Consider the following 23,979-nt stretch of genomic DNA (forward strand, 5'->3'; position numbering starts at 1 on the left):
GGGTGCTGACCGCCCTGGCCGGCAACGACGTTGCGCGGAGCGTGCTGTGCGGCGCGGCCGCCGCCGGTGTGTCGGTGCGGTTCTTCGACCGGCTGGTCGCGGCGGAGGACCACGGCACGCCGGAGGGACCCGGGGCTCCCGAGCGCCGCGGGGTTCCCGAGGGCCATGGGGTTCCGGAAGACCGTGGAGTCCCGGAGAGCCATCGGGGCGCGGACGGCCGCAGGGCCCCGGAAGATCACAGGACCGGCCCACGCCGTGCCCGCCGCACGGGTCCGGAGGGTCGCCGTGGCTGAACTGCGGCCCCTGGCCGATGACTTGAACAGCGACGCCAGGGCCCTGGCGCGGATGCTCCGCGAGCTGTTCGACGGGCTGGACGTCTCCGTGCGCCGCTATGCCGCGCGCCGCCACCGGGACGCCGGCACCTTCTCGCGCTACCTCAACGGTACGCGCGTACCCCCCTGGGAGGTCGTCCTGGATCTGTTCACCGACCTGGCGGACCACCTCGGCCAGGCGGCTACCCCGGCCGCCATCGAGCTCGTACGGGGACTGCACCAGACCGCCGTACGCAACGGCGGTTCGCCGCAGCACGCGGTCGAGTTGATCGAGCAGCAGCTCGCCGACGCCGACCGGGTGGCCCGGCGCACCACCGCCCACGGGGACGTCCTGGGCGACGCCCTGCTGGACCGGCGGCACCGCATCGCCGACCTGGAGGTGCGGCTCAGCCAGTTGGAGGCGGCGTGGACCGCCGAGCGGGCGCGCGCGGACGCCATGGCGGAGGCCGCGCCGGACGTGGACGGGCTGCTGCGGGAACGCGACGCGCTGCGGACGGAGGTGCGGAAGCTGACGGGGGAACTGCGCGAGGCCCGGCGGCTGCACGAGGCGGCGGAGGAGCGGTGCGAGCTGCTGGAGCGCCAGTTGGAGACCATCGAGGCCACGCAGCGCGCGAACGGTTCCCACGCGCTGGCCCCGGCCGCCTCCCCCGTCGGCGTGCGCGGCATGCCCAAGGTGCTGGTCGTGGACGACCAGGCGGACAACCTCCTCGCCATGAACGCCGTGCTGTCCACCCTCGACCAGGAGGTGGTGGCCGTCTCCTCGGGCCGCGAGGCCCTCAAGGCGCTGCTCGACCACGACGACTTCGCCGTGATCATCATGGACGTCCAGATGCCCGACATGGACGGTTACGAGACCGCCGCGCACATCAAACGCCGCAACCGCGACCGCGACGTCCCCATCATCTTCCTCACCGCCATGGGGGCCGACGCCGAGCACTCGGCGCGCGGCTACGCGGCCGGCGCGGTGGACTACATCGGCAAGCCCTTCGACCCCTGGGTGCTCCGCGCCAAGGTCGCCGTGTTCACCGGCATCTTCCTCGAACGGCACGTCGCTTCCCGCTGAGACCGGCTGTCGCCGACCTCCAGTCGCCGATCTCCTGTATCCGATCCCCTGTCCCCTGTCTCCGATCTCCGGTCGCCGGGCCTGCCGCACCGCCGGACCCGGCGACCGGCGCGTCCGGCGACCGGCGCGTCCGGCCGGCCTGGCCCGCGGCCGGCCCGCAGCGCGGTCAGCGCGCCGCCGCGATCCCGTCCAGGAGCACGCCCAGCCCGACCGCGAAGGTGTCGTCGACCTGCTGTTCCCACGACGGCGCCACGTCCCCGTCGCGCGACGACGGCGCCGCCTCCGACGCCAGCCGTACGGACATGGGGAACCGCTCCGCGAAATCGGGGGCGACCTCCTTCAGCAGGGCCGACCGGCCTGCCCACCACTCCTCGTCCGACACGCCGGTCGCCGCCGCCGCCCGCCGGGATTCGGCGGCCGTCTGCGCGGACCCGCGGACGAAGTGGAACAGCGAGCTCACGATGGCCCGCAGCGGCCGGGACGGCAGCCCGGCCCCGTACAGGACGCCCGCCAGCGACTCCAGTACGGCCTGTTCGTGCGGGCCGAGCACCGGGCGCGCGTAAGAGACCTGGAGCACCCACGGGTGGCGCAGGTAGAACGCCCGGAGGTCCGTGGCCCACGACGTCACGGCGGCCCGCCAGTCGCCGTCCGGGGCGCGACCCGCGGCCAGTTCGGCGTGCACCCGGTCGTACATCAGGTCGAGGAGTTCCGCCTTGCCCGGCACGTACGTATAGAGGGCCATGGAGGTCCGTCCGAGCCGTTCGGCCACCGCGCGCATCGACAGCCCTTCCATGGAGTGTGCGTCGGCCACGGCGATCGCCGCCGCCACGATGGCGTCGACGCTCAGGGCGGGCTTGGGGCCGGGGACGGTCCGCGCGGCCCGGCCGTCCGGGTCGGCCCACAGCAGGGTCATGGACGCGACCGCGTCCCCCTGGCCGGCGATGACGCTCACAAGCAACTCCTTACGGCATAAGGTATCGTCCTCTCGCTATTACTTTACAGCCTAAGCAATCCCTGCGGGCGCACGCCCCACGGGCACGGACCAGGAGAGACGATGACCGAAGCGACAACGGCCGAAGCGACGTTGCACGACGGCGACTCCATCGCACTGGAGATCCACGGCGCCGGGCCCGCCGTGCTGCTCCCTGTCGATCCCCGGCCCACAGAGGGCCCGCAGGCCGAGGAGATGCGCCGCTGGGGCATGGACCCCGCGCTGGGCCGGACACTGATCGACGGACTCGGGGACCGCTTCCGGGTGGTGGCCTTCGATTACGAGGGCCGCGTCATGGCGGCGCCGAAGCCCGACACCCTGACGCCCGGCAATGTGGCCGCCGATCTGCTGGCGGTCGCGGACGCCGCGGGAGCCGACCGGTTCGCCTACTACGGCTACTCCTGGACGGCCCTGAGCGGCCTCCAGCTCGCGATCCGCACCGACCGCCTCTCGGCGCTGGTCATGGGCGGCTTCCCGCCCCTCGGCGGCCCGTACTCCGAGATGCTCCGCGTCACCTCGGCCGCCCACGAGATGTCGGTGCGAGGCCCGGCCGCGAGCACCCCGGGGAGCTCTCGGGAGAGTTCCGGGCAGTCGGTCGGCGACTACGACTGGTCGACCGTCGAGGTGTCCGCGACGGAGGCGCAGACCCGCCAGTTCGTCACGCTCTACCAGGCGCTTCAGGGCTTCGACGACCGGGCGGCGCAGGCCGGGGTCGGCTGCCCCCGGCTGTGCTTCGCGGGTTCGGCGGACGACATCCCGTACGGCGAGCGCTGGGGCGGCGTGACCGTGCGCATCGGGAGCGAGGTCGTGAAGCGGCGCGCCGAGCTGGAGGCCGCCGGATGGGACGTACGCGTCCTGGACGGGCTCGACCATACGCGGGCCATGCAGCCCGCGAACGTCCTGCCCGTCCTGCGCCCCTGGCTCACGACCGCGCTCGGCCTCTGACCCTCGCCCTTCGTCCAGCGGCTCAGCGCTTCCCCCGTACGAAGGCACCGTCGCACGGCCGTACGAGATCCGGCGCCTGAACGCCCGTACCGCCAGGGCCGTATAGAGCCGTGAACCGTCGACGGAAGAGGAAGCACACCATGACGCACTCGCCTCAGGAGCCGGCCGTCCCGCGCCGCCGAACCGTCATCGCCGCGGCCGGCGGCGCGGGGCTCGTCGCCGCGCTCGCCGCGTGCGGCGGCTCGGGCGGCGAATCCCCCGACGACGACCCTGCCGCCAAGTCGCCGCAGGACGGCGCCGACACCACTCCCGCCACTCCCGCCGCCCCCGGTGAGGAGGAAGCCGGCACGCCCGGCGGCCAGGAGCTGGCCAGGACATCGGAGATCCCGCAGGGCGGCGGAAAGGTCTTCAAGGACCGGAAGATGGTGGTGACGCAGCCGGCGAAGGGCAGTTTCAAGGCGTTCTCGGCAGTCTGCACGCATCAGGGGTGCCTGGTCGGGGATGTGGCGAACGGGACGATCAACTGCCCCTGCCACGGCTCGAAGTACAGCATCGAGGACGGCAGCGTGCGGCACGGACCCACGACCAAGCCGCTGCCCGCGACGCCGGTCTCCGTGCAAGGCGACTCGCTCCGGCTGGGGTGAGGCCGCGGTCCCGGACCGTCCGGCATGGCGCCTCACCGCCGAGCGCGCGCGCTCTCGAAGCAGCCGAGTACGGAATCGGCCGTCGTGACCGTGGCGACGAGCGCGAGCGTGTTGCGGATCATCGCCGCGGTGTAGTCGGCGGGCACGCCCGCGATGGCGTCGGCCGGCACGACGGCGGTGTAGCCGAGGTTCACGGCGTCGAAGACCGCCGCCGGGATGGCGACGTTGGCGGAGACGCCGGTGACGATCAGGGTGCGGCAGCCGAAGTTGCGCAGCAGGGCGTCCACGTCCGTACCGGCGATCGGGGACAGTCCGTGCAGCCGCCGCACGACGAGGTCCTGCTCGCCGACGGTTATCGGCTCCGCGATGCGTACCGCCGGGGTCCCGGTGAGCTGCTGTACGGGCAGCCGCTCGGCGGCGCGGAAGAGGCGGGCGTTGCGGTTCGCGCCGCGGCCGTCGGGGCGGCGTTCGGCGACGGCGTGCAGCACTTGGACGCCCGCCGCGTGCGCGCCCGAGACGAGGCGGGCCACTTGGACGAGGGTCCCGGACTTCCGAGCGGTGTCGGCGAGTTCGGGCAGCGCGCTCTCCGTTCCGACTACGCCGCGCTGGCATTCGACGGTGAGCAGCACGGTGGTCGCCGGGTCGAGCTGCGCGGCGAGCCGTTCGTCGGCGCGTACCCCCGATACCCTTGACTCCCCGTCAGCCGGATCTCCTGACGAAGCCGTAGAAGCCATAGAAGCCATGCCGAATCCCTCCCGACTCGCCCCGCGCACCTGAAGCCGAACCCGCCCGGCGGCGGCCCCGGCCGCAGCGGGCGACGCTAGCGGCCATTGCGCGGAGAGGGAAGAGACCCCATGCTGATTTTCTGACGCCCAGTCAGAAAAGCACGGCGATCACATGCGGTCGATCACGTACGGTCGTTCACGCGCGGTCGGCTACCGGAAGGGGAGGCGGGCATGGCCCTCACGCAGCGGCGAGGCCGCCGGATCATGATGTCGGACGCGGAGCTGGACGCCTTCCTCGCCGAGCGGCGCACCTGCCGGGTGGCGACGGTCGGCCCGGACGGCCGGCCGCACGTCGGCCCCCTGTGGTTCGCCTGGCACGAGGGCTCGCTCTGGCTCTACTCCCTCACCCGCAGCAGGCGCTGGGCCGATCTGCGCCGGGACCCCCGGCTCGCGGTGGTGGTCGACGACGGGGAGGAGTACGGCGAGCTGCGCGGCGTGGAGCTGTCCGGCACGGCGGTCTTCGTCGGCGAGGCCCCGCGCACCGGCGAACCGCACCCCGAACTCGACGCTCCGGAGCGGGCGTTCGCCGCGAAGAACTTCGGCCTGGACGCCATGCCGTACGACGGCCGGCACGCCTGGCTGCGCCTGACGCCGGACTCCGTCGTCTCCTGGGACTTCCGCAAACTCCCCGGCTGACCCACGATCCAGGCCCGGACCCAGACCCAGGCCCGGACCCAGACCCAGGCCCCGGCCTCGGCTCCACACCCCGCCCGCGGTTCGACGCCCCAGACGCCCTCCGACGCCCCGCTTCACCCGACATCCCCGCCTCCCCCGGCGCCCCGCCTCCCCCGCCGTCAGTCGCCGATCGCCGCCCCCGCCGCGCGCAGCGCCTCCACCGCCGCCCGGATGGACGGCCGGCGGTCCGCGTCCGCCCGCCAGATGGCGTAGATGTGCCGACGCATGGTGTGCCGTACGGGCACCACGCGCACCCCCTCCGGCACCGGGCCCCGCCCGAGCCGAGGCGCGACGGCGACGCCGAGACCGGCGTCGATCAGGGCGAGCTGGGTGTGGTGCTCCTCGGCCATGTGGGAGATGCGCGGCTCGATGCCCTTGCCGCGCAGGGTCAGCATCAGCCAGTCGTGGCAGAACTCGCCCTTGGGCCAGGAGACCCACTCGTCGTGCGCGAAGTCCTCCAGCTCCACCTCGTCCCGGTCGGCGAGCGGATGACCGGCGGGCATCGCGACGTCCGCGGGGTCGTCCAGGATCGGCGCCTTGGCCAGTCCCTCCGGCAGGGGCAGCGGCTTGTTGTACCAGTCGAGGACGATCGCGATATCGATGTCGCCGCGCACCACGCGCGGCACGGCGACGTCCGGCTCCATCTCCTCCAGCTTGCTCCGCAGCTTGGGGTGGGCGCGGCGCAGTTCGGCGAGCGCGGCGGGGAACAGGCCGCGGGCGGCCGTCGGGAAGGCGCCGAGCAGCAGATCGCCGACGGCCTCGCCGCGCTGCGCCTCCAAGTCGGCCTGGGCGAGCTCCACTTGGGAGAGGATGCGGGCGGCGTGGTCGGCGAGCAGCCGTCCGGCGTCGGTGAGGCGCACGCCGCGGCCGTTCTTGGCGAGCAGTTGCTGTCCCGTCTCGCGCTCCAGTTTCGCCAGTTGCTGGGAGACGGCCGAGGTGGTCACGTGCAGCCCGTCCGCGGCGCCGCTGACCGAGCCGTGGCGGGCCACGGCGTGCAGCGTCCGCAGGCGATCAAGGTTCAACATGTAAGTGATGCTACGCGATAAAGCGCACTTTATTTCGCTTGCGCTAAGTGATCGCGCCCACCATCGTGGAGCCCATGAGCATCACCGACGCCCGCCGGAAGGCGTCCGCCTCCCCCTCCCCGACCCCTGCGCCCGCCGCGGACCCGTCGGCCGCCGCGCAGCGTCGCGGCGGCCTCGACTGGCGGGTCCGGTTCGTCATCCTCTGCCTCATCTGGGGCCTCAGCTTCCTGTTCATCAAGGTCGGCACCGACGGGTACGCGCCGCTCGGCGTCTCCCTCGGGCGGATGGTGTTCGGCTCCGCGGTGCTCGTGGCCGTACTGGCCGTCAAGCGGCAGCGGCTGCCGCGCGCCGGGCGCACCTGGGCCCATCTGCTCGTCGCGGCCTTCTTCCTCAACGCCCTGCCGTTCACGCTCTTCGCCTACGCCGAGACCACCATCACCTCCACCCTCGCCGGCATCTGCAACGCCACCTCCCCGCTGTGGGGCATGGTCCTCTCGCTCGTCGCCCTGTCCGAGGACCGGCCGACCCGGCGGCGCCTCGCGGGGCTCGGGCTCGGCTTCGCGGGCGTGCTGACCGTGCTCGGCGCCTGGCAGGGGTTCTCCGGCCAGGACCCGGCGGGCACGGCGATGGCCCTGGTCGCGGCGGTCAGCTACGCCGTCGGCTGGATCTACGTGCGGCGCAATCTGGCCGGCACCGGCGATTCCCACCTCGCGTTGTCCGGTGCCCAGCTGCTGGTCGGCACCGTCCAACTGGCCGTCGCCACCCCGCTGTTCAGTTCCTTCCCGAGCTCGTTCCCGCTGGTGCCGCTGCTCGCGATCGCGGCGCTCGGCGCGCTGGGCACGGGCGTCGCGTTCCTGATGCAGTACGGGCTGGTCGCCGAGGTCGGCCCCACCACCGCGATGCTCGTCACCTACTTCACCCCGGTGATCGCGACGGCCGCGGGCGTGACGCTGCTCGGCGAGCGGCTCACCTGGAACACCCCGGTCGGCGCGGTGATCGTGCTCGCGGGCGCGGCCCTCACCCAGAGCAGGCGGCGGCCCGGCCGCGCCGAACCCGAGCCGCGGCGCCCGGCCGAAGAGCCCGAGGCCGAGAGCTCCGGACCGCGGCCCCCGACCGAAAGGGCCGAACCTCAGTCGTAGCGCCCCGTGGGCACAGGCCCGGTCGCGGACGCCAGCGCGTCCGCGACCTTCTCCGCCTCCCCGGGCCTCATGGTCGAGACCGTCATCCGCACCCCCGGCGGCGAGGACAGCCGGAAGCGGGCTCCCGGCGCCACCGCCCAGCCGGCCTGGAGCAGCCGGGCCACCGCGCCCGTCTCGTCCGGCACCGGCACCCATACGTTCATCCCGCTGCGCCCGCGCGCCTCGATGCCGCGCGCCCCCAGCGCCTGTACCAGCGCGTCGCGCCGCCGCCCGTACGAGGCCGCTACCGCCCGCGCGTCCACGGCCTCCGCGCGCCACAGCTCCACCATCGCGTGCTGGAGCAGATGACTGACCCAGCCCGGCCCCAGCCGGAGCCGGCCGCGCACCCGGTCCACGGTGACGATGTCGCCGGTGAACACCGCGAGCCGCAGGTCGGGCCCGTACGCCTTCGCCACCGAGCGGACGAGCGCCCAGTGCGCCGTGCCGCCCACGACGGGGCACAGGGGGACGTCCACGATGCCGTGGCCGTGGTCGTCCTCGATGAGCAGCGCCCGCGGATGGTCCGCGAGGACCGCGCGGAGTTCGCGGGCGCGCTCCGCGCCGATCGCCGCGCCCGTCGGATTCTGCGCGCGTGCGGTGATCACGAGGGCCCGCGCGCCCTGCCGCAGCGCGCGGTCCACCTCGCCGGGCAGAGGTCCGTCGTCGTCGAGCGCGACCGGGACGGCGCGCAGGCCGAGCGCCGGGACCAGGTCGAGCAGGCTGCCCCAGCCGGGGTCCTCCACCGCCACCGCGTCACCGGGTTTCAGATGCGCGCCGAGTACGCGCTCGATGGCGTCGAGCGATCCGGAGGCGACGGCGACGGGGCCGTCGGGCACGCCGTCGGCGTCGAAGGCGGCGCGGGCGAGCCGCTCCAGCTCGGGGTCGACGCCGGGCGCGCCGTACAGCGTGGGGGTCGCGGCGGCGCGCGCGGCGGCAGCGGCCAGCGCCTCGCCGAGCGGCGGCAGCAGCGCCGGGTCCGGGTTGCCCGCGGCGATGTCGCGGATCCCCTCGGGTGCCTCCACGCGGATGAGGTCGCGCGGGGAGCTGGCGGGGCGGGAGCGGACCCGGCTCCCCCGCCGTCCCGCCGTCTCGATCACGCCGCGGTCGCGCAGCGCGCGGTAGGCGGCCGCGACCGTGTTGGGGTTGACCCCCAATTCGGCCGCCAACTCCCTTACGGGCGGCAGCGTTTCGCCCGGGGCCAGCTGTCCGGCGCCCACCGCCCGTTCCACGCTCGCGGAGATCTCCGCTGCGCGACGGCCTTCGATCCGATATTCTCCTAGCACAAACACCATTATGCACTAATACAATGGAGTCGCACCATGGCCGCCATCCCGCAGCACGGAGCACACCCGCCGGAGGAGCAGGAGGAAACGAGCGCCGCGTACGCGCGCACGGACCGTACGTGGCCCGCCCGCGGCCGCGACCGGGCCACGTACGACCGCGAGGTGGTGCACGCGATACTCGACGAGGGGTACGTCTGCCACCTCGGATTCGTCCGCGACGGCGCGCCCGTGGTGCTGCCGACCCTGTACGGGCGGATCGGCGAGCGCCTGTACGTGCACGGCTCGACGGGCTCCCGCCCGCTGCGCGCGGCCGGGCGGGCCGACGACGGCATGCCCGTGTGCCTGACCGTCACCCATGTCGACGGCCTCGTCCTCGCCCGCTCCGGCTTCCACCACTCCATCAACTACCGCTCCGTGGTGGTGCACGGCGTCGCGCGGCCCGTGGCGGACGAGAAGGAGCGCCGCACGGCCCTCGACGCGATCGTCGAGCAGGTGGTGCCGGGCCGGGCCGCCGACTGCCGGCCTGCCGACGCCAAGGAGCTGGCGGCCACCGCCGTGCTGAGCCTCGACCTCGCCGAGGTGTCGGCGAAGGTCCGCACCGGCGGGCCCAACGACGATCCCGAGGACCTCGACCTGCCGTACTGGAGCGGCGTCGTGCCCGTCGCCCCCGTCTACGGAGCGCCCCTGCCGTCCGAGGACCTGCGGCCCGGCATCCCCGTCCCCGGCTACCTCGCCGATTTCTGACGGCCCCACAGCTCCCACGCTCCGCGCACAGGAGGCACGCACATGCTCATCCGTCCCTGGGACGCCCCGCTGGACGACTCCGAATGGCAAGGCTGGCTGGCCGCGCACGACTTCGGCCAGCTCGCGGTCAACGGGCTCCCCGGCGAACCCCCGCACGTACAGCCGATGCACTTCGCCTACGACCCGGCCCCCGGCGAACACGGCGAGGCGCTGGCCCACCTCGCCCGCCCCAACCCCATCTGGCCCGCGCTCCAGGCAGATCCGCAGGTGCTGCTGAGCGTCGTCGACGACTACGTCTTCGTCCCCGGCCCCTGGCAGGCCCCCGAGGGCGCGCCGCCCGAGCACGGCGTCCCCACCAGCTTCTACGCGGCGGTGCAACTGCGCTGCACCGCCCACCTCGTGGACGATCCGCACGAGAAGGCCGAGCTGCTGGCGGCCCAGGTCGGCCACTTCCAGCCCGAGGGCGGCTCCGCGCCCGTGGCGGCCGGCGAGGAGCCGTACGGCCGGATGCTCTCCGGCATCCGCGGCCTGCGGCTCGAAGTGACCGAGGTACGAGCCAAGTTCAAGTACGCGGGCCACAAGCCCGAGGCGGTGCGGCAGCGCATGGCGGCGGCTCTCGCCACGCGCGCCGCACCGCGCGACTCAGCGGCGCGGGCCCACCAGCTGCGCCGCGGCGCCACCGGCGCGGGCGCGGACCGCTGAGCTCCGCGCCTCCGCCACGGCCAGCGCGCCCACCGCCCCCAGCAGGACGGCCGTGCCCAGGGCGGTGGCGGCGGTCAGCCGCTCGCCCAGCAGCGCGACAGCGAGCACCGCGGCCGTGACCGGCTCGATGAGAGTGATCACCGTGACGGTCGTGGAGCGTACGGCCGCGAGCCCGGCGAAGAACAGCCCGTAGGCGAGGACGCTCGGCACGGCGACCAGATAGGCCATCATGCCCAGCGAGCGGCCGAGGTGGTGCGCGTGCGGCCACAGCCCCTCGACGGCGGCGAGCGGCAGCAGGCAGACCGAGCCGACGGCGAAGGACGTCATCGTGGCCGCGCGGGGGTCGGCCGCGCGGCCCTGGCGGCCCAGGTGCCGGGTGTAGAGCGTGATGGTCGCGTACGCGGCGGCGGACAGCAGGGCGAAGGCGACGCCCCCCGGGCGGACCGTGCCCGTTCCGCCGCCGCCCAGCATCAGGACGGCGAGCCCGGCGAGCGCGCCGGTCACGGCCACCGCGCCGCCCGCGCCGATGCGCTCGCCGAGCAGCGCCCGGCCGCCGAACGCCACCAGCACCGGCGCCGTGCCCATCGTCAGGACGGTCCCGACGGCCAGCCCGGTCCCGGCCACCGCCCCGAAGTACCCGGCCTGGAAGACGGTGAAGCCGACGCCGGTGACAAGGACGCGGGTGACGCGCGAGCGCACCGGCTCGTACGGGCGGGGTGTGGCGGGCCCCGACCGGCGCGGCCGCAGAGCGCGGACGGCCAGCAGGAGTACGAGCCCGCCCAGGGTGCGCCAAAAGGTGAGCGCGAGAGGGCCGAGCCCGCTGCTGTCGTAGAGGAACGCGGCGGCCGCTCCGGCGGTGCCCCAGGAGGCGGCGGCCACGGTGACGTAGAGAAGGCCCCGGCCCACGGGCAGGGCGGGGTAAGGCGAGGAATGCACGAGTGTTCTCCCGCTGAGGACATGAGGTGATCACGTGGTCCCGTATGCGGGCAGCGACGATCAACTCGGGTCGGGAGATCACTCCCGACCCGAGCCCGGTCCTCCGGAGCGGCCGCCCGCGCTAGACGGCGGGAGGCGGCAGAACGGTGAGATGCATGATCGGCACCTTACGAGCGGCCTGGTCGAACGGACAAGCCCCTTTCAGCTCGCACGCCTTCAGCGCTGCCGCTCCGGCCCGGACCGTGCACGCCGGTACGCCGCCGTCGCCCAGGCGCGCGTCGCTGACTCCCGAACCGCCCGGTCCAGGCCGGCGTTCCGGCTCCCCGCAGCACGCATCGGCACGCATCGGCACGCATCGGCACGCATCGGCACAGGGTGACGGCTCACGCCGGGCCAGTCCAGGCACATCGGCGAGTTGACTCCTGGCAGGTGCGACCGTCAGGTCGCATACCGGCAGACGCAACCGCCAGATCGGCTCCAGGCAGTCGCAGCCGCTGACTCGGCTTCCGGCAGACGCGACCGTCAGGCCGGCTCCCCGCACACGCGACCGTCAGGTCGGCTCCTGGCAGGCCGCGTCGTCGAGCAGCCGCTTGGTCAGTGCGTCTAGGTCCACGCCCGCTCGGTGCAGCACTTCCACGGCGCGGCATTCGCGGTCGTGGGCGAGGGCGGCGAGCAGGTCGACGCCGGTGGCGAGGTCCGCGCCGCGCGCGTGGGCGCGGCCGGCCGCGGTGTCCATGGCCGCCGCGGCGGATGGCGACCAGCCGGGCGCGGCCCCGCCGTCCAGGACGGGGAGGGCCCCGGAGTCCTCGACGGAGCCGTACCACCGCAGTCCGTATCCGATGGTGCGCTGGACGAGGTAGCCGAGCAGCCGCGCTATCTGGGGCGGCCCGCCGTCGAACGCGTCGCGCGCGCCGGGCGCGGATTCGAGGAGGGCGTGCAGGAGATGCGCGGTGTCGATCTGCGCGTCGCCGTCGCGCGTCGCACGCCGGCGCGCGGACGCGACGACCGACGCCATCTCCACGCTGAGTTGGCCCCCGTGCCCGTCGCCGGTGGGATCGGTGGAGGGGATACGACTTTGCACCCTCCCACCACATCAGCCTCCGGCGGTCGGAACATCCCCGGCGGGGAGCATTTGCGCATCCCACCATGGTTGGGGACAGATGTCCGGGATCTCATCCTTGGGGAGGAGAAGGAGGCGTAGGTTTCAGGGACCGCCCAGGGCCCCGCTTCGGGGGCCGGCGCGGGGGCGCGTACGACGGCTCGTACGCCTGCTCGTGCAACTGTTCGCGCAGTTGTTCGCACGACCCGCTCACGCGGCGGCTCACGCGACACACAAGAAGCACGATGGGCTCAAGGGGCGCGTTTTCTTCCACCGCGCGCCCCGAGGCAACCGAGGCCCGCGTGTCACACGTCCCTCACCGGCGACGGCAACCGCCATCCGCACCACGCGGAGAAGGAGACCGGAAGGAGACCGATGGCCACCAGACCACTGCTCTTCCTGGACATCGACGGAGTCCTCAACCCCGTCTTACCGACCCCGGGCTTCAGCGCCCACGATCTGCTCGGCTTCACAGTGCTGCTGACCGTCGACCACGCCGACTGGCTCCGCGAGCTCTCCGGCACGTACGACCTGGTGTGGGCCACCACCTGGGAGCACGAGGCCAACCGCCATATCGCGCCGCTGCTGGAGCTGCCGTCGCTGCCGGTCGTGGAGTTCACCGGCTACCGCCCCCAGCCCGGCGACCCGCGACTGCCCGCACGGGAACTCTTCGAGGGCCGCAAGTGGGCGCCCCTGCTCCGCTTCGCGGCGGGCCGCCCCTTCGCCTGGATCGACGACGTCATACCGCCCCGCCTGGTCCGCCGCGCCAGGCTGCGGCGCGACCGGCTGCTGCTGCCAATCGACCCTGGTCACGGGCTCACCAGGGGCCATGTGGACCACCTGCTGGCGCGCCCGCCGGCCCCTCTCCTCCACCCCCGGACACGGCGGCGCAGAAAACCTGACGGGTCATCAGTATTGAATGTTCCACGCCCGGGGGCTACGTTCCGCGACACCGTGGGGGCGTCGCCGCCACGACGCCGGAGCCGGCAGCCGTAGACGCGATGGAGCACGATGGCGCCCCGGCCGGACCGGCGTACACACAGCCATACAGCCGAAAAACAGCCGCACAGCCGCACCAGTCACGGACGAACAGAACACGGACGCCTAAGGGGTGGTCGCATGGCCGAGGTCAGCGCAGAGGCACGTATCGAGGCGCCCGCCGAGAAGGTCTGGGACCGGCTCACCGACTTCTCCTCGTACGGGCAGTGGAACGCCACCCACACCAGCTTCCCCCACGGCGGCCCCGAGACGCTCGCGGTCGCGGCGACGTACCAGGAGAACATGCGGCTCATGGGCTTCCCGGCCGAGGTGAACTGGACGGTCGCGGCCTGCGACCCCGCGCGGCTGCTCGTCACCAAGGGCAAGGGCCCGATGGGCGTCAACCTGGCCATGAGCTACACGCTGACCCCCGACGGCGACGCGACGACCGTCCGGATCGACGGGGAGTTCACGGGCGCGGCGGTCTCGCTCATGGCCGGCAAGCTCAAGGATTCGGCGACCGTGGCGCTCCAGGAGTCGCTGCGCAAGCTCGACGGACTGGTGGCCTGACCCCCCGGGGCCACTGCGCGACGGGGCCCCGCGGAAGTCCGCGGGGCCCCGTCACTCCTGCTGCCGGACGCCTCAGCTCTCGTCGGCGAGGATGAGGTACAGCTTCTTGCGCGATTCGTTGATGACCGCGAGCGCCTTCTGGCGCTGCTCGGGGCTGCCGGTCTTCCAGACCTGCCCGAAGGCTTCCATCAGCCCGAAGCCGGCCTGCCGGATCTCCTGCATGCCTTCCCAGTCGACGCCGCGCCCGGCCTCTTCCCACGGGGCCTGCGGCCCCGCGTCGGCCTCGACGCGCCCTTCGTCGGTGAGCGTGAACAGCTTCTTGCCGCCCTCGCTCTCGCTGGTGATCAGCCCCTCGTCCTCAAGGAGCTGGAGCGTGGGGTAGACCGAGCCGGGGCTCGGCTTCCAGGCGCCGCCGCTGCGTTCGGCGATCTCCTGGATCATCTCGTAACCGTGCATCGGGCGGTCCTTGAGCAGGGCCAGGATCGAGGCCCGTACGTCGCCCCGCCGCGCCCTTCCGCGCGATCCCCCGCGCCCTCGGCCGCCGAATCCAGGCCCCCCGAAGGGCGGCCCGAACGGCCCGAAGGCCGCGCGGCGCCCTTCGAAGTCCCCGCGCTCCCCCCACTCTCCCCGTCCACGCCGGCCCTCCTGGCCGGGTCCGTAGTGCTCGTGTCCATGGTCATGTCCGTGATGACGCCTCATGGCGTTTCTCCTATCGTTGATCGGTCGCGATGCGTCAACGATATATCGGGACCTGTCGCATGGCAAGCCCCCCTGTTTTTCGTGGCGCTCACCTGCGCCTCGTCCCAGCGACGGCCATGCCCCACACGCCTGCCGCCCCTGCCGGCCGGGGGCCGCTCACCCGGCCGATAACCAGGGGCGGCACCGGACACGCGCCGTTAGGGTGACCCGATGGCATCGGTCAAGAAGTTCCAGGTCACCTTCGACTGCGCGGAACCCGAGCGCGTCGCCCGCTTCTGGTGCGAGGTGCTGGGGTACGTCGTACCGCCGCCCCCGGAGGGGTTCGCCACCTGGGACGACTTCAACCACTCGCTGCCGCCCGAGCAGCAGGATTCGGCGTTCGCCTGCGTCGACCCCTCGGGGGACGGCCCGCGGCTGTACTTCCAGCGCGTCCCCGAGGGCAAGGTCGCCAAGAACCGGGTGCACCTCGACGTGCGGGTGGGCACGGGGCTCGTGGGCGAGGAGCGCCTCGCCACGCTCAAGGCCGAGTGCGAACGGCTGGTCGCGCTCAGCGCGGTATGCGTGCAGGTGCTGGAGGCCGACGGCATCAACGAATCCTGCATCTCGATGCAGGACATCGAGGGCAACGAGTTCTGCGTCGACTGAGGTCCCGCGGCCGGCTCCGCGGCCCGTGGGGACGGGCCGCGGAGCCGCGCCCGACGCGCCGGGCGGCCCCTCCCCCACCCCCTCCGCTCACGGAACGGGCCACATTCCCGCGATTGGCCGTGGCCCGCGCGCATGCCGCGCGGCTACGGTCCCTGCCATGCGGATTCGAATCGTCGACGCCTTCACCGACCGCGCCTTCGGCGGCAACCCGGCCGGGGTCCTGCTCCTGCCCGACGCTTTCCCCGGCGACGACTGGCTCCAGCGGGTCGCCGCCGAGGTCAACCTCTCCGAGACGGCCTTCGCCCACCCGCTGCCCGCGGGGTCCGAAGCCGACTGGGCGCTGCGCTGGTTCACCCCGGCCACCGAGGTCGATATGTGCGGCCACGCCACGCTCGCCACGGCGCACGTCCTGCACACCACGGGCGCCGCCACCGGCGCCGTGAGCTTCGCGGCCCGGTGCGGCATCCTCACCGCGACCGCGCGGGACGACGGCGCCATCACCCTGGACTTTCCGACCTCTCCCGTGACCCCGGCCGAGGCGCCCGACGGGCTGTCCCGGGCGCTCGGCGCCGAACCGGTCTCGGTCCACGACTCGGGGCCCGACGTCGGCGACCTGCTGGTGGAACTGGCCGACGAGAAGACGGTACGAGCCCTGGCTCCGGACCTGGCGGCGCTCGCCCGCTGCTCCCGGCGCGGCGTCATCGCCACAGCCGCCGCCGAGGACCCCGCCCGAGGCTACGACTTCGTCTCGCGCTGCTTCTTCCCGAACGTGGGCGTCGACGAGGATCCGGTGACCGGCAGCGCGCACACCGTGCTCGCCCCCTTCTGGTCCGCCCGCCTCGGCCGCCCCGAGCTGACAGGCTTTCAGGGCTCCGCCCGCACCGGCCTTGTACGGACTGCGCTGCGCGGCGACCGCACCCTCCTGACCGGCACCGCCGTGACCGTCATTGACGGCGAGCTGCTGGCCCGGCCCTGACGGCATGCGAGGCGTCGGGACGGCCGTACGACAGCGGGGCGCCCGAACCACGCGCAGAGCACCGGCCCGTATACCGTCCGCGCGGCGGGAACGGCTTTCCGTTGGAACAGCTCTCCATGGGACCGGCGGCGTTCCGTACGGCCCAGGCGACCCGCCGCCGGGCCCCCGCTCAAGCCGTCGGCAGCCACCCCACCTTCCCCGCCAGCAGCGCGTATCCGACGAAGGCCACGATGTCGATCAGCGAGTGGGCGGCGACCAGCGGTCCGACCCGCCCCCAGCGCCGGTAGAGCAGCACGAAGACGACGCCCATCGCCATATTGCCGAGCAGCCCGCCGACACCCTGGTACAGGTGGTACGAGCCGCGCAGCACCGCGCTCGCCGCGAGCGCGGCCATCGGCGTCCACCCCGTCTGCCCCAGTCGGCGCAGCAGATAGCCGACGACGATGACCTCTTCCAGGACGGCGTTCTGCACGGCGGAGGCGATCAGCACCGGGATCTTCCACCACACTTCCGGCAGCGACTCCGGTACGACCGTCAGGTTGAACCCGGCGGCCCGCACGCCGAGGTAGAAGAGCAGTCCGGTCCCGCCGATGGCGGCGGCGACCGCGACGCCCCACCGCAGGTCGAAACCGGGCCGCTTGCGGTCGAATCCGATCGCCCGCAGTCCCACGCCCTCGCGCAGCAGCAGATGCGCCACGAGGAATACGGGCACCAACGCGGTGGCGATGCCGAAGAGCTGCCACGCGAGGTCCAGCCAGGGGCGGCCCGGCGCGTGCGAGCCGACGAGCGTGGCCGCCTGGTTCTTCAGCTCGCCGGGCCGGGTGACCGAGCCGACAAAGCTGATCAGCGCCGATACCCCGCTGGCGCCGAGGGACAGAGCCAGCACCAGTAGCGTCTCGTTGCGCAGGACCCGCCGCGACAGCCCCTGTTCGGGCTGGGAGATCTCCACGTCACGCGCCTCCTGCTGCACACCATGCTCCACTTCCGCCATACCGATTCACTCGCGCACCATCTCACCAGTGCCTCGGACGCGGGCGCGCGGACTACGCACGAGGAGCCACGGACCCAGCCAAGGCGGCACCACGCCATTCCCCGGCCTCCGGCACCCCAGCCTCGCCGAGGCTCGGCCTCGGAATCCCGGCCGCGAAATCCTGGCCACTGGGACGTCATAGCTTGCCCGACGGCAGGGCACCAGGCGACACGGGGGCGCGCCGCACCCGCACCGCCCCCAACCAACAGCCCCGCCCGCGCATCAGCACCACGGATCAACGCCTGCGCATCAGCACCTACGGATCAGTACCTACGGATCAACGCCAGCGGCTCAGTGCCTGCGGCTCAACGCGCACGACTCACTACACCTACACCCCTCAGCACCCCTACCCCCCTCAGCACCCGGTCCCCACCGGCCACGTATGCACCGGCTCCCCCGTCCGCGCCAGCTCGCAGTACCGGCGTGTGGTGGCCGCGAGAGCCGCGTCCCGTTCGAGCCCCGCCGTCAGCGCCTCGTGGTAGGTGGCGGCCTGCCAGGACGCGCCGTTGATCCGGCGTCGGCAGCGCTCCTCGACGATCCCCAGGTAGCGGTCGCGGTCGGCCGGTTCGACGCCCCACGCGTCGAGGCCGGCCGCGGCCAGCGGCAGCAGTTCCTCGCGGACCAGTTGGACCGCCGGGACCTGTACGAGCCCCGTGCCGCCGGCGCCCCGCCCCCGGCGCGGCCAGCGCAGCGTGGCGTCGATGCCGTGCCGGCAGGCCGCCTCGAAGTTGTCCGCCGCCACGGCGAACGGCAGCCGCGTCCACACCGGGCGCGTCTCCTCGGCGAGTGCCCTGACCAGCCCGTAGTAGAAGGCGGTGTTGGCGATGACGTCGATGACCGTGGGCCCGGCGGGCAGGACGCGGTTCTCGACGCGCAGGTGGGGGACGCCGTCGGCGACGTCGTAGACGGGCCGGTTCCAGCGGTAGACGGTGCCGTTGTGCAGCACGAGTTCCTGGAGGGAGGGGACGCCGCCGGCGTCGAGCACCCGCATCGGGTCCTGGTCGCCGCAGATCGGCAGCAGGGGCGGGAAGTAGCGCACGTTCTCCTCGAAGAGGTCGAACGCGTCGGTGATCCAGCGCTCCCCGAACCAGGTGCGCGGGCGTACGCCCTGGGCCTTCAGCTCCGGCGGGCGGGTGTCCGTGGACTGTACGAACAGGGGCGGGCGCGACTCGCGCCACAGCTCGCGCCCGAAGAGAAAGGGCGAGTTGGCGCCCACGACGATCTGGGCCGCGGCGATCGCCTGCGCGGCGTTCCAGACGGCGGCGAACCGGCCGGGGGTCACCTGGAGGTGCAGCTGTACGGACGTACAGGCCGATTCGGGGGCGATGGACCGGGAGGTGCAGGTGAGCCGTTCGACGCCGTCGATGTCGATGGTGAAGTTCTCGCCGCGGGCGGCGACCATCTCGTCGTTGAGCCGCATGTAGCGGTCGACGTCGGAGAGGTTCCCGGGCACCAGATCCTGGGCGGCGAGGGTGGGCAGGATGCCGATCATCACGATGCCGGCGCCTATTTCCTGGGCTCTTCGGTCGGCGTAGGCGAGGCCCGTCCCCAGCTCTTCCGCGAGGCGGTCGAGAACTCTGCCGCGCAGCCGGTGCGGCACGATGTTCACTTCAAGGTTGAACTGACCGAGCTCGGTCTGGAAATCCCGGCTCGCAATGCGCTCCAGCACCTCGGCATTCATCATTCGCGGGGCTCCATCGGCGCCCGCGAGATTCAGCTCGATCTCCAGCCCCATGAGGTTCTTCGGGCGGTCGAAGCACCTGTCTTCCAGTAGTCTCGACAACCCCTCCAGGCACTGCCGGAGTTTCCCGCGGTGGCGCTGCCGGTCGGACAGGTCGAACCCGGCGGCCACGACCTTCTCCCCCATCGAAGCGTCCTTCCTCGACTGGGTCGACCACGACGTCAGCCGCTGGTTGTCACGTTTGATGATGCCCAGGAATGTGATCGATAACGCCCTGCCGAAACGGGTTACCCGATACGATCTCAGCGAATCCTGTTCCGGCACATTCAGTCGGCATAGCGACGTGTCCCAGGACATCGCACATTCTCGGCGATAAGCACCGGCGCTATCCGGCCTACCGTGCCGGATCAATAACATGAGGTGACGGGAGCGGACCGGTCGCAGAATATCCGAAATCGCCAGGAAGGCCAGTCCTGATTACGCCTTGTCAGCAATGCCCGAGACCGCTAGACGAAACACCATATGAACATCTGTCGTATAAACTTCGCGAACGAGGCAGAGAGTTGGCGCCCCGGCAGTCGGTTCCGGCCCCCCTCCTCTGACCCCGCACGCTGACAGCGCCGTCCGCACCTGCCCAGCACCACCGTGTCTCCTGAGTGAGAGGCGATTCACCATGCCGCTGCATGTCCCCCCAGCCCCAGCCCCCGCCCTGCGCAGCGTCCTCGCGGCCCTCGGTTCCCCCACCGCCGTCCGCGCGGCCCGCACCCCGTCGCTCAAGACCCTTCAGGGCCAGCCGACTCCGGAGTCCCCGCTTCCGGTGTACGTGCTGGACCAGATCACCGCGATCGGCGGCCGTCCCCGCACGCGGCTCACGGGCTGGCGGTTCCTGATCCGGGGCGCCGAACCGGGCGCCTCGGCGGCGGCAGCGGCGGAGACGATGCTCACCCCCGACGGCTGGACGTTCTCGCACTTCTTCGAGGGCCCCTACGTCGCCTCGACCGAACGGGCCCTGCGCCAGGCCGAGTCGCTGTCGACCGCCTACCAGCCGCGGCTGCTGTCCGTACCGGAGCTCTACATGCTGACGCTCTGGCTGCACGCCGACCCCGTCGCCGATACGTCGAGCTGCCGGTCCGCCCCCGGCGATCTGCTGGTGCCGCTCGCCCCCGCGCCGCCCGGCATCGCCGCCCACCGTCCGCACCGCGTCACCGATCTGCTGCCGGTGCTCACCCACCGGCTCACCCCGACGCCGCTGCTCGGGTCCCCCGCCTGACGTACGCACGGCCCGGCCCGTACGACCGCGCCCCACGGCCTCCCGGCCGTGGGGCGCGGTGCTGCCCCGGCCGCCGCGGGCGTTCATCAAGCGGACTAGGCCCTGTCGTCAAAATCCCGTCGTTCGCCCGAAGGGCGGGCTCCGCGGCGTCTGGTGCGTGCTCTCGCAAGGCGGAGGGTCATCCCTGTACTGGGCGTACCGGGATGAACCCGACAACGCGGCGAGAGTGCGTGCCAGGCGTCGCGGAGCAGGCGGGATTTTGACGACAGGGCCTAGCCCACTATGACCATCTTGAACCACCCGAAGAGACCGCGGTGTTGGCGGCAACCGTCCTCATGGGTGACGCGTCTTCCCCTAGCAGAGGAGAGCTCCCGTGAAATCCCTGCGAAATCACGCTCGTAGGGCAACACTGGGACTGACCGACCGAATTGACAACGGGGGAACGGGGGGCGGCCTTGAAGACCGCACCGAGCAACCGCGACGGACTCGTCTCAGAACTCAACTCACCGCAGCGAAAGAACCCATCCATGTGCCAGCACCAGCCACCATGCCCGACAGCCCACTCCGCCGACCGTGAGGCCGCCCATCTCGTGGCGCACCACCCGGAACAGGGCTGGAGCCTGCTGTGCAACGGCGTCCTGCTCTTCGAGGACACCGGTGAGCTGCTGCCGGACGGGCAGATCATCGCCCCGCACCGGCCACTCGGCACCGAGCACGTGATGACCGCCGCCTGACGCGGCGCACACCGAGCACCGAAGGGGCCGGCCCGGCGAACCCGCCGAACCGGCCCCGATCTATGGGGGAGCGTCCCCCGTCAGCTGTCGTAGTCCTCCAGCGGCGGGCAGGAGCAGACCAGGTTGCGGTCGCCGAACGCGCCGTCGATGCGGCGGACCGGCGGCCAGTACTTGTCCGCGGGCGACACCCCGGCCGGGAACACGGCCTCCTCGCGGCTGTACGGGCGCTCCCAGTCGCCGGCCAGCGCCGCCGCGGTGTGCGGGGCGTTGCGCAGCGGGTTGTCGTCCTTGCTCCACTCCCCCGAGCCGACCCGCTCGATCTCGGCGCGGATCGCGATCATCGTCTCGCAGAACCGGTCCAGCTCGGCGAGGTCCTCGCTCTCCGTCGGCTCGATCATCAGCGTCCCGGCCACCGGGAACGACATCGTCGGCGCGTGGAAGCCGTAGTCGATGAGGCGCTTGGCGACGTCGTCGACGCTGACGCCGGTCGCCTTGGTCAGCGGCCGCAGGTCCACGATGCACTCGTGCGCGACGAGCCCGTTGGGACCGGTGTAGAGCACCGGGTAGTGCGGCTCCAGGCGCTTGGCGATGTAGTTGGCGCCGAGCACGGCGACCTGGGTGGCGCGCTTGAGCCCCTCGCCGCCCATCAGCCGGACGTACGCCCAGGAGATGGGCAGGATGCCCGCGGAGCCCCACGGAGCGGCGGAGACGGGGCCGACGCCGGTCTCGGGGCCCGCGGTCGGCTGGAGCGGGTGGTTGGGCAGGTACGGGGCGAGGTGCGCGCGCACGCCGACCGGGCCGACGCCGGGGCCGCCGCCGCCGTGCGGGATGCAGAACGTCTTGTGCAGGTTCAGGTGCGAGACGTCGCCGCCGAACCGGCCCGGCTGGGCCACCCCGACGAGGGCGTTGAGGTTGGCGCCGTCCACGTAGACCTGGCCGCCCGCGTCGTGCACGGCCGCGCAGATCTCGCTGATGTGCTCCTCGAAGACGCCGTGCGTGGAGGGGTAGGTGACCATCAGCACGGCCAGCTCGTCGCCGTACTGCTCGATCTTGGCGCGCAGGTCGTCGGTGTCCACCTCGCCGTCGTCGCCGGTCTTGACGACGACGACCTTCATGCCGGCCATGACCGCGCTGGCGGCGTTGGTGCCGTGCGCGGAGGACGGGATGAGGCAGACGGTGCGCTGCGTGTCCCCGTTGGCCCGGTGGTACGCCCGTACGGCCAGGAGCCCGGCCAGCTCGCCCTGCGAGCCGGCGTTCGGCTGGAGCGAGACCTTGTCGTAGCCGGTCACCTCGGCGAGGCGCTCCTCCAGCTCGGTGATGAGCGTGGTGTAGCCCTGGGCCTGGTCGACCGGGGCGAAGGGGTGCAGCCCCGCGAACTCGGGCCAGGTCACCGCCTCCATCTCGGTGGTGGCGTTGAGCTTCATGGTGCAGGAGCCGAGCGGGATCATGCCGCGGTCCAGGGCGTAGTCCCGGTCGGCGAGCTTGCGCAGGTAGCGCAGCATCGCGGTCTCGGAGCGGTACCGGTGGAAGACCGGGTGGGCAAGGTACTCGTCCGTGCGGAGCAGGCCCGCGGGGAGCGCGTCGGCGGCCGCCGCGTCCAGGTCCTCGATCCGCTCGGTGTCCGCGTCGACGCCGAAGGCCGCCCACACGGCGGCCAGCTGGGCGCGGCCGGTGGTCTCGTCGCAGGCGAGCGAGAGGGTGTCGGCGTCGACGAGGCGCAGGTTGACGCCGTTCTCACGGGCGGCGGCGGCCACGTCGGCGGCGCGGCCGGGCACGCGCGCGGTGAGGGTGTCGAAGTACGCGCCGTGCACGACCTCGACGCCGCCGGCCCGCAGCCCCTCGGCCAGCACGGCGGCGTAGCGGTGCGTACGGCGGGCGATGGCGGCCAGGCCGTCGGGGCCGTGGTAGACGGCGTACATGCCGGCCATGACCGCGAGCAGCACCTGTGCGGTGCAGATGTTGCTGGTGGCCTTCTCACGGCGGATGTGCTGCTCGCGCGTCTGGAGGGCCAGGCGGTACGCCTTGTCGCCGTCCGCGTCCACGGAGACGCCGACGAGGCGGCCGGGGAGGCTGCGGGCGAACTTCTCGCGTACGGCCATGAACCCGGCGTGCGGGCCGCCGAAGCCCATCGGCACGCCGAACCGCTGGGTGGTGCCGACAGCGATGTCGGCGCCGAGCTCGCCGGGCGAGGTGAGCAGGGTGAGGGCCAGCAGGTCGGCGGCGACGGTGACGATCGCGCCGAGCTCGTGCGCCCGCTCGATGACGGGGCGGGGGTCGCGCACGGCGCCGGACGCGCCGGGGTACTGCACCAGCACGCCGAAGACGCCCCGGTCGGCGACCTCCTGCGGGATGCCGTCGGAGAGGTCGGCGACGACGACCTCGACCCCGGTGGGTTCGGCGCGGGTCCGTATGACGGCGATGGTCTGCGGCAGCGCGTCGGCGTCGACGAGGAAGACGCCGTCCTTGACCTTGCCGACGCGGCGGGCCAGCGACATGGCCTCGGCGGCCGCGGTGCCCTCGTCGAGCAGCGAGGCGCCGGAGGTGGGCAGCCCCGTCAGGTCGGCGACGACGGTCTGGAAGTTGAGCAGCGCCTCCAGCCGGCCCTGCGAGATCTCCGGCTGGTAGGGCGTGTACGCCGTGTACCAGGCGGGGTTCTCCATGACATTGCGCAGGATGACGGGCGGCGTGAACGTGCCGTAGTAGCCGAGCCCGATCATCGGGGACAGCACCTGGTTGCGGTCCGCGAGGGTGCGCAGCTCGGCGAGGACGTCGGCCTCGCTGCGGGCGCCGGGCAGCCGGAGCGCCTCGGCGCTCTTGATCACATCGGGCACGGCGGCCGCGGTGAGCTCGTCGAGCGAGCCGAATCCGACCTGGGCGAGCATCTTGGCCTGCGCGCCGCTGTCCGGTCCGATATGGCGGTCCTCGAACGGCGTGCCGCGCTCAAGGTCGGCAAGGGGGATGCGGTTGTCGTTCATCTGCGGGGGCCTCCTGGTC

The 23,979-nt window shown here is 72.8% G+C and carries 23 protein-coding genes; 13 read left to right on the top strand and 10 right to left on the bottom strand.

From position 1 onward, the window contains the following. The first annotated feature begins 285 nt into the window (after positions 1-285). A complete protein-coding gene (locus AB0I49_RS14095) occupies positions 286-1,395 on the top strand; it encodes a response regulator (protein ID WP_363227194.1) in 1,110 nt (369 codons plus the stop codon). A 166-nt stretch (positions 1,396-1,561) separates the two neighbouring features. Here the strand turns inward: AB0I49_RS14095 and AB0I49_RS14100 are convergent, their stop codons facing one another. Next, positions 1,562-2,347 carry a TetR/AcrR family transcriptional regulator gene (locus AB0I49_RS14100; protein ID WP_363227195.1) on the bottom strand — a complete coding sequence of 262 codons (786 nt, stop codon included), beginning with the start codon at positions 2,345-2,347 and terminating at the stop codon, positions 1,562-1,564. Between the two features lie 102 nt (positions 2,348-2,449). Between AB0I49_RS14100 and AB0I49_RS14105 the strand changes: the two genes are divergently transcribed. Then, positions 2,450-3,331, top strand: a complete 882-nt coding sequence (locus tag AB0I49_RS14105) for an alpha/beta hydrolase (protein ID WP_363227196.1) — start codon at positions 2,450-2,452, stop codon at positions 3,329-3,331. 140 nt (positions 3,332-3,471) lie between these two features. Next, positions 3,472-3,975, top strand: a complete 504-nt coding sequence (locus AB0I49_RS14110; RefSeq protein ID WP_363227197.1) for a Rieske (2Fe-2S) protein — start codon at positions 3,472-3,474, stop codon at positions 3,973-3,975. 32 nt (positions 3,976-4,007) lie between these two features. On the opposite strand, the gene AB0I49_RS14115 is transcribed toward AB0I49_RS14110, so the two are convergent. After that, complete coding sequence (locus AB0I49_RS14115; RefSeq protein ID WP_363227198.1) at positions 4,008-4,709, bottom strand: cysteine hydrolase; 702 nt, start codon at positions 4,707-4,709, stop codon at positions 4,008-4,010. A 222-nt stretch (positions 4,710-4,931) separates the two neighbouring features. On the opposite strand from AB0I49_RS14115, the gene AB0I49_RS14120 reads away from it, so the two are divergent. Continuing rightward, a complete protein-coding gene (locus AB0I49_RS14120; RefSeq protein WP_363227199.1) occupies positions 4,932-5,396 on the top strand; it encodes a pyridoxamine 5'-phosphate oxidase family protein in 465 nt (154 codons plus the stop codon). A 158-nt stretch (positions 5,397-5,554) separates the two neighbouring features. On the opposite strand, the gene AB0I49_RS14125 is transcribed toward AB0I49_RS14120, so the two are convergent. Next, positions 5,555-6,460 (bottom strand): LysR family transcriptional regulator, encoded by a 906-nt coding sequence (locus tag AB0I49_RS14125; RefSeq protein ID WP_363227200.1) that lies wholly within the window; start codon positions 6,458-6,460, stop codon positions 5,555-5,557. Between the two features lie 74 nt (positions 6,461-6,534). Here AB0I49_RS14125 and AB0I49_RS14130 point away from each other — a divergent pair, with 74 nt between their 5' ends. Beyond that, positions 6,535-7,599 carry a DMT family transporter gene (locus tag AB0I49_RS14130; RefSeq protein ID WP_363227201.1) on the top strand — a complete coding sequence of 355 codons (1,065 nt, stop codon included), beginning with the start codon at positions 6,535-6,537 and terminating at the stop codon, positions 7,597-7,599. Here the strand turns inward: AB0I49_RS14130 and AB0I49_RS14135 are convergent. After that, a complete protein-coding gene (locus AB0I49_RS14135) occupies positions 7,590-8,921 on the bottom strand; it encodes an aminotransferase class I/II-fold pyridoxal phosphate-dependent enzyme (protein WP_363227202.1) in 1,332 nt (443 codons plus the stop codon). The two genes, AB0I49_RS14130 and AB0I49_RS14135, sit on opposite strands and share 10 nt — an antisense overlap. Before the next feature lie 36 nt (positions 8,922-8,957). On the opposite strand from AB0I49_RS14135, the gene AB0I49_RS14140 reads away from it, so the two are divergent. Together AB0I49_RS14140 and AB0I49_RS14145 are read left to right on the top strand one after the other, a co-directional pair. Continuing rightward, positions 8,958-9,665, top strand: coding sequence for a pyridoxamine 5'-phosphate oxidase family protein (locus AB0I49_RS14140; protein WP_363227203.1), 708 nt, complete (start codon positions 8,958-8,960; stop codon positions 9,663-9,665). 42 nt (positions 9,666-9,707) lie between these two features. Continuing rightward, the gene (locus AB0I49_RS14145; RefSeq protein WP_363227204.1) at positions 9,708-10,367 is read left to right on the top strand and encodes an FMN-binding negative transcriptional regulator; all 660 of its coding nucleotides are present in this window, start codon (positions 9,708-9,710) and stop codon (positions 10,365-10,367) included. Here the strand turns inward: AB0I49_RS14145 and AB0I49_RS14150 are convergent. Together AB0I49_RS14150 and AB0I49_RS14155 are read right to left on the bottom strand one after the other, a co-directional pair. After that, positions 10,308-11,303, bottom strand: coding sequence for an EamA family transporter (locus AB0I49_RS14150; RefSeq protein ID WP_363227205.1), 996 nt, complete (start codon positions 11,301-11,303; stop codon positions 10,308-10,310). The genes AB0I49_RS14145 and AB0I49_RS14150 overlap by 60 nt on opposite strands. Positions 11,304-11,853: 550 nt before the next feature. Beyond that, a complete protein-coding gene (locus tag AB0I49_RS14155; protein WP_363227206.1) occupies positions 11,854-12,384 on the bottom strand; it encodes a Clp protease N-terminal domain-containing protein in 531 nt (176 codons plus the stop codon). Between the two features lie 393 nt (positions 12,385-12,777). Between AB0I49_RS14155 and AB0I49_RS14160 the strand changes: the two genes are divergently transcribed. Continuing rightward, positions 12,778-13,398, top strand: coding sequence for an HAD domain-containing protein (locus AB0I49_RS14160; protein ID WP_363227207.1), 621 nt, complete (start codon positions 12,778-12,780; stop codon positions 13,396-13,398). A 123-nt stretch (positions 13,399-13,521) separates the two neighbouring features. Beyond that, positions 13,522-13,950, top strand: a complete 429-nt coding sequence (locus AB0I49_RS14165) for an SRPBCC family protein (protein ID WP_363227208.1) — start codon at positions 13,522-13,524, stop codon at positions 13,948-13,950. Positions 13,951-14,022: 72 nt separating this feature from the next. Here AB0I49_RS14165 and AB0I49_RS14170 read toward each other — a convergent pair whose 3' ends face one another. After that, on the bottom strand, positions 14,023-14,649 hold the full coding sequence (locus AB0I49_RS14170; protein ID WP_363227209.1) for a PadR family transcriptional regulator: 627 nt from the start codon (positions 14,647-14,649) through the stop codon (positions 14,023-14,025). A 210-nt stretch (positions 14,650-14,859) separates the two neighbouring features. Between AB0I49_RS14170 and AB0I49_RS14175 the strand changes: the two genes are divergently transcribed. Together AB0I49_RS14175 and AB0I49_RS14180 are read left to right on the top strand one after the other, a co-directional pair. Then, the gene (locus AB0I49_RS14175) at positions 14,860-15,294 is read left to right on the top strand and encodes a VOC family protein (RefSeq protein ID WP_363227210.1); all 435 of its coding nucleotides are present in this window, start codon (positions 14,860-14,862) and stop codon (positions 15,292-15,294) included. Between the two features lie 157 nt (positions 15,295-15,451). Next, positions 15,452-16,270, top strand: coding sequence for a PhzF family phenazine biosynthesis protein (locus AB0I49_RS14180; RefSeq protein ID WP_363227211.1), 819 nt, complete (start codon positions 15,452-15,454; stop codon positions 16,268-16,270). Positions 16,271-16,439: 169 nt separating this feature from the next. Here the strand turns inward: AB0I49_RS14180 and AB0I49_RS14185 are convergent, their stop codons facing one another. Next, positions 16,440-17,261 (bottom strand): CPBP family intramembrane glutamic endopeptidase, encoded by an 822-nt coding sequence (locus AB0I49_RS14185; protein WP_363227213.1) that lies wholly within the window; start codon positions 17,259-17,261, stop codon positions 16,440-16,442. Positions 17,262-17,655: 394 nt separating this feature from the next. Beyond that, a complete protein-coding gene (locus AB0I49_RS14190; protein ID WP_363227214.1) occupies positions 17,656-19,167 on the bottom strand; it encodes a glutamate--cysteine ligase in 1,512 nt (503 codons plus the stop codon). Between the two features lie 487 nt (positions 19,168-19,654). Here AB0I49_RS14190 and AB0I49_RS14195 point away from each other — a divergent pair, with 487 nt between their 5' ends. Beyond that, positions 19,655-20,251 carry a hypothetical protein gene (locus AB0I49_RS14195; RefSeq protein WP_363227215.1) on the top strand — a complete coding sequence of 199 codons (597 nt, stop codon included), beginning with the start codon at positions 19,655-19,657 and terminating at the stop codon, positions 20,249-20,251. Positions 20,252-20,778: 527 nt separating this feature from the next. After that, a complete protein-coding gene (locus AB0I49_RS14200; protein ID WP_363227216.1) occupies positions 20,779-20,985 on the top strand; it encodes a DUF5999 family protein in 207 nt (68 codons plus the stop codon). 80 nt (positions 20,986-21,065) lie between these two features. Here AB0I49_RS14200 and gcvP read toward each other — a convergent pair whose 3' ends face one another. Further along, positions 21,066-23,960, bottom strand: coding sequence for an aminomethyl-transferring glycine dehydrogenase (gene gcvP, locus AB0I49_RS14205; protein ID WP_363227217.1), 2,895 nt, complete (start codon positions 23,958-23,960; stop codon positions 21,066-21,068). Positions 23,961-23,979: the final 19 nt, after the last annotated feature.

Source organism: Streptomyces sp. NPDC050617 (assembly GCF_040654795.1).
In the GTDB taxonomy this organism is placed as follows: Bacteria; Actinomycetota; Actinomycetes; order Streptomycetales; family Streptomycetaceae; genus Streptomyces.

Coding starts and splice junctions, on each gene's coding strand:
- AB0I49_RS14185 (WP_363227213.1), bottom strand. CDS start 17,261: ATGGCGGAAGTGGAGCATGGTGTGCAGCAGGAGGCGCGTGACGTGGAG.
- AB0I49_RS14115 (WP_363227198.1), bottom strand. CDS start 4,709: ATGGCTTCTACGGCTTCGTCAGGAGATCCGGCTGACGGGGAGTCAAGG.
- AB0I49_RS14170 (WP_363227209.1), bottom strand. CDS start 14,649: ATGAGGCGTCATCACGGACATGACCATGGACACGAGCACTACGGACCC.
- AB0I49_RS14120 (WP_363227199.1), top strand. CDS start 4,932: ATGGCCCTCACGCAGCGGCGAGGCCGCCGGATCATGATGTCGGACGCG.
- AB0I49_RS14145 (WP_363227204.1), top strand. CDS start 9,708: ATGCTCATCCGTCCCTGGGACGCCCCGCTGGACGACTCCGAATGGCAA.
- AB0I49_RS14175 (WP_363227210.1), top strand. CDS start 14,860: ATGGCATCGGTCAAGAAGTTCCAGGTCACCTTCGACTGCGCGGAACCC.
- AB0I49_RS14160 (WP_363227207.1), top strand. CDS start 12,778: ATGGCCACCAGACCACTGCTCTTCCTGGACATCGACGGAGTCCTCAAC.
- AB0I49_RS14180 (WP_363227211.1), top strand. CDS start 15,452: ATGCGGATTCGAATCGTCGACGCCTTCACCGACCGCGCCTTCGGCGGC.
- AB0I49_RS14165 (WP_363227208.1), top strand. CDS start 13,522: ATGGCCGAGGTCAGCGCAGAGGCACGTATCGAGGCGCCCGCCGAGAAG.
- AB0I49_RS14110 (WP_363227197.1), top strand. CDS start 3,472: ATGACGCACTCGCCTCAGGAGCCGGCCGTCCCGCGCCGCCGAACCGTC.
- AB0I49_RS14195 (WP_363227215.1), top strand. CDS start 19,655: ATGCCGCTGCATGTCCCCCCAGCCCCAGCCCCCGCCCTGCGCAGCGTC.
- AB0I49_RS14140 (WP_363227203.1), top strand. CDS start 8,958: ATGGCCGCCATCCCGCAGCACGGAGCACACCCGCCGGAGGAGCAGGAG.
- AB0I49_RS14190 (WP_363227214.1), bottom strand. CDS start 19,167: ATGGGGGAGAAGGTCGTGGCCGCCGGGTTCGACCTGTCCGACCGGCAG.
- AB0I49_RS14125 (WP_363227200.1), bottom strand. CDS start 6,460: ATGTTGAACCTTGATCGCCTGCGGACGCTGCACGCCGTGGCCCGCCAC.
- AB0I49_RS14200 (WP_363227216.1), top strand. CDS start 20,779: ATGTGCCAGCACCAGCCACCATGCCCGACAGCCCACTCCGCCGACCGT.
- gcvP (WP_363227217.1), bottom strand. CDS start 23,960: ATGAACGACAACCGCATCCCCCTTGCCGACCTTGAGCGCGGCACGCCG.
- AB0I49_RS14130 (WP_363227201.1), top strand. CDS start 6,535: ATGAGCATCACCGACGCCCGCCGGAAGGCGTCCGCCTCCCCCTCCCCG.
- AB0I49_RS14105 (WP_363227196.1), top strand. CDS start 2,450: ATGACCGAAGCGACAACGGCCGAAGCGACGTTGCACGACGGCGACTCC.